At 67.5% G+C, this 4059-nt stretch carries 4 protein-coding genes; all 4 read left to right on the top strand.

Annotated elements, in window-relative coordinates:
• Nucleotides 1-269 precede the first annotated feature (269 nt).
• Nucleotides 270-1367 (top strand): polyamine ABC transporter substrate-binding protein, encoded by a 1098-nt coding sequence (locus tag ACFPZL_RS10820; protein WP_218114574.1) that lies wholly within the window; start codon nt 270-272, stop codon nt 1365-1367.
• Nucleotides 1368-1460: 93 nt separating this feature from the next.
• Entirely contained in the window at nt 1461-2348 is an 888-nt protein-coding gene (locus ACFPZL_RS10825) for an ABC transporter permease (RefSeq protein WP_382335402.1), read from the top strand.
• Complete coding sequence (locus ACFPZL_RS10830) at nt 2341-3237, top strand: ABC transporter permease (protein WP_218114572.1); 897 nt, start codon at nt 2341-2343, stop codon at nt 3235-3237. The genes ACFPZL_RS10825 and ACFPZL_RS10830 overlap by 8 nt, the downstream gene beginning before the upstream one ends.
• The coding region (locus ACFPZL_RS10835) for an ABC transporter ATP-binding protein (RefSeq protein ID WP_382335404.1) at nt 3234-4059 on the top strand (826 nt) is incomplete at its 3' end. The genes ACFPZL_RS10830 and ACFPZL_RS10835, both read left to right, overlap by 4 nt.

Here is a 4059-nt window from a genome sequence, read left to right on the forward strand (position 1 = left end):
GCGAGTCTCGGCTCGGCATCAGTCAACCGGGCTCCGCGCGCCCTCGCGCCCGGCCCGGCAAAGGCCGGGCCGGCGTCGATACCGGCGCCGGCTTCGGCATCGGGGCCGGGGCCGTTCACGTGCTCAGGTGGGGACATCACAATTCATTGAAGCCGAATTCAAGGTGAATTGTAAACATCTTGACAACGATGGTCTGCAACCCTTGTCGTTCCTTACCACTCGATGGAACAATCGGGCTGACCCTGTCACAACCAATGGAGGTTGGTCATATGAAGCATTCCAGAGTCACCGCTGCCGTCGGCCTCGCCACGGCCGCCCTGCTGGCGCTCACCGCGTGCGCGGGTCAGGACGTCGGGACCGACGAGCTCGATCCGGACGTCGATATCTCGGGTCAGTCGCTCACCGTCGGCATCTGGGCCGACTACTACCCCGAGGATCTGGCCGAGCGCTTCGAGACGGAGACCGGGGTGAAAGTCACGATCGTGCATCACGCCACGAACGAGGACATCGTCGCCAAGCTCACCGCCTCCGCGGACTCCGGCATCGATGTGGCGTTCATGTCGGGCCAGTACGCGCAGGCGCTCGCGGAGCAGGGCCTGCTCGCCGAGCTCGACAAGTCGTTCATCCCGAACGAGCAGAACCTCTACCCCGAGGCGCTCGAGCTGCCCTACGATCCCGGCAACGTCTACTCCGAGCCGTACGCCTGGGGCACGACCGGCCTCTGCTACCGGCCCGACCTGACGGGCTACGATCCGGACTCGTGGGACGACCTGCTGAACCCGCGGCCCGAGCTCGAGGGCAAGACCACGATGCTGTCGACCGACCGCTGGCTGGCGCTGCCCGCGCTCAAGCTGCAGGGCCACTCGGTCAACACGACCGAGCAGGCGGACCTCGACGAGGCGAAGGAGCAGCTGCTGAAGACCAAGCCGACCCTGCTCGCGTTCGACGACACCACCTTCTACAGCAAGCTGGTCTCGGGCGAGGCCGCGTTGGTGCAGGCCTGGGACGGCTGGTGCAACTACGGCATCGCCGAGGACGACCGCATCAAGTTCGTCACGCCGAAGGAGGGCTCGGATCTCTGGACGGACACCATGACGGTGCTGAAGAGCTCGAAGAACAAGGAGGCCGCCATGACCTTCGTGAACTTCATCCTCGATCCCGAGATCGGCACCTGGGTCGCCGAGAACATCCTCTACAGCGTGCCCAACAAGGTCGCGATGGAGGGCCTCTCGCCCGACCTGATCGAGGCGTTCCCGAACCTCGGCGCATCGGTGGAGGAGCTGACCTCGCAGGAGGCGATCATCGATCTCGGCGAGTTCTCGACCGCCTTCACCGATCTGAACACCGCGGTGCTCTCCGCGAACTGATCCCATCGTGAGGGTGCGGATCGGCACCGATCCGCACCCTCACGCCACCCCTTCCCCGCGGCCGGCGGCATCCGGCCCACGAAACGACGCACCATGGCCGAACACGCACCCCGCACCCCGGGCACGGCGCCCCCGGCCCTCAAATCGCTGCCGTTCCTCGGCCCCGGCCTCCTCTTCCTGATCGTCTTCATGGCGATCCCCGTCGCACTGCTGCTCGTCTACTCCTTCTTCACGCGCGGCCGCTTCGGCGGCGTGCAGTTCACCTTCACGACGGAGAACTTCGCGAAGCTGCTCGATCCGCTCTACGCCGGCGTGATCGCCCAATCCGTGGGTACGGCGCTGCTCGTCACCCTGCTCGCGCTGCTCATCGGCTACCCGATCGCCTACGCGATCACCCGGATCCCGGTGCGCTGGCGCACCATCGCGCTGATCGCCATCGTCCTGCCGTTCTGGACCAACTTCCTGATCCGCACCTACGCTTGGATCCTGCTGCTCAACAACGCGGGCATCGTGAACCAGTCGCTGATGGGGCTCGGGATCATCGACGCGCCGCTCCCGCTGCTCTACAACTGGGGCGCCGTCGGGGTGGGCCTGCTCTACATGTACCTGCCGTTGATGATCCTGCCTCTCTACGCCTCGCTGCAGGCGATCGACCCCTCGCTGCGCGAGGCCGCGACGAATCTCGGCTCCACGCCGTGGCGAGTCTTCCGGACGGTCACCCTGCCGATGTCGCTGCCCGGCGCGCTCACCGGCGCGATCTTCGTCTTCGTGCCGAGCATGTCGAACTTCGTCATCCCGGAGCTGCTGGGCGGCGGCAAGATGGTACTCATCGGCAACCTGATCCGGGACCAGTTCCTCGAGGCGAGGAACTGGCCGTTCGGTGCCACGCTCGCGCTCGTGCTGAGCGCCTTCCTCGCGCTGCTGATCGTCGGGCAGAGCTGGGTGAACCGGCGTCTGAGCGGAGGTGGCGACCGTGACTGAGCACGGCATCGGAACGGATCCGACGATGAAGCCCATCGACCCCGCGACCGCGCCCACCACCACGGTGCTGCGCACGATGGGCGAGCGTTCCGCGCCGCGTGGCCGCCGCCGGCGGGGTGTCGGCTGGCTCCACGTCCCGCTCTGGCTCGGCTACCTCTTCCTCTACCTGCCCATCGTCGTCGTCGTGGTGATGAGCTTCAACGCATCGAAGAACCTCTTCGTCTGGCGAGGCTTCTCGCTCGACTGGTACGCGTCGCTCTTCCACAACCGGGCGATGCTCGAGGGACTCGGGAACACCCTCATCGTGGCCATCTCGGTCACCGTGATCAGCACGGTCCTCGGCACACTGCTCGCCGTCGGGATCCACCGGTACACGAAGGGGGGCCTGATCCGCGCCTTCTCCATCGCGCCGGCGCTGCTCCCCGACCTGCTGCTCGGCATCGGTCTCCTGAGCTTCTACTCCCTCATCACGTTCACTCTGGGCCTGCACTCGGTGGTGATCGCGCACTCCGTCTTCGCCACGGCGTTCGTCACAGCCATAGTCCTCGCCCGCATCGCGAGCATCGACGAGAGCCTCGAGGAGGCCTCGCGGGATCTGGGCGCCTCGCCGGTGCGCACGTTCCTGCGGATCACCCTGCCGCAGCTCATGCCCGGCATCGTGGCCGGCGCCATGCTGGCCTTCACCCTGTCGCTCGACGAGTTCGTCATCGCCTACTTCACCGCGGCGCCGACGACCCCGACCCTGCCGATCGTCATCTACTCGACCGTGCGCTTCGGCGTGACGCCCGAGGTGAACGCGCTCGCGACGCTCCTGCTGCTCGTGAGCATCGTGACGATCCTGGCCGCCCAACGACTCACCCGCATCGGCTCACCGAAGGAATCCGAATGACCCAGCACGCCTCGCATCCCGCCGACACGCCGCTGCTGCAGGTGGACCGGGTGACGGCCCGCTACGGGTCGGTGACCGCGGTCGACGACGTGACCTTCGACATCGCCGAGGGCGAGTTCTTCGCGCTGCTCGGCCCCTCCGGCTGCGGCAAGACCACGCTGCTGCGCACGATCGCGGGCTTCGAGTCGCCGGCATCGGGCGACATCCGGCTCGACGGCTCCTCGCTGCTCGGCATCGCCGCCCATCGGCGCCCGGTGAACCTCATGTTCCAGTCGTACGCCCTCTTCGGCCACCTCTCGGTCGAGAAGAACATCGCCTACGGGCTCGAGGCCGAAGGGCTGCCCCGCGCCGAGATCCTGCGGCGCGTCGCAGACATCATGGACGTGATCGGCCTGAACGAGTTCGCGAAGCGGCGCCCGGCGAAGCTCTCCGGCGGGCAGCGGCAGCGCGTCGCGCTGGCGCGCGCGCTCGTGAAGCAGCCCCGGCTCCTGCTGCTCGACGAGCCCCTCTCGGCGCTCGACCGGAAGGTCCGGGAGGAGATGCAGCTCGAGCTGAAGCGGCTGCAGCACGAGGCCGGCATGACCTTCGTCGTGGTGACCCACGATCAGGAGGAGGCGCTGTCGATGGCGGATCGGATCGTCGTGCTCAACCGCGGCCGGCTCGAGCAGCTCGACACCCCCGTCTCGCTCTACGCGCAGCCGAGCTCGCGCTTCGTCGCCGCGTTCATCGGCACGGCGAATCTGCTCGACGGCGAGGCGACCGCGACGGGCGTCGCGCTGCCGAGCATCGGCGAACTGCCGGTGGGGCACGCGCTCGCGCCGG

Source organism: Leucobacter soli (assembly GCF_042659205.1).
In the GTDB taxonomy this organism is placed as follows: Bacteria; Actinomycetota; Actinomycetes; order Actinomycetales; family Microbacteriaceae; genus Leucobacter; species Leucobacter soli.

Coding starts and splice junctions, on each gene's coding strand:
- ACFPZL_RS10820 (WP_218114574.1), top strand. CDS start 270: ATGAAGCATTCCAGAGTCACCGCTGCCGTCGGCCTCGCCACGGCCGCC.
- ACFPZL_RS10825 (WP_382335402.1), top strand. CDS start 1,461: ATGGCCGAACACGCACCCCGCACCCCGGGCACGGCGCCCCCGGCCCTC.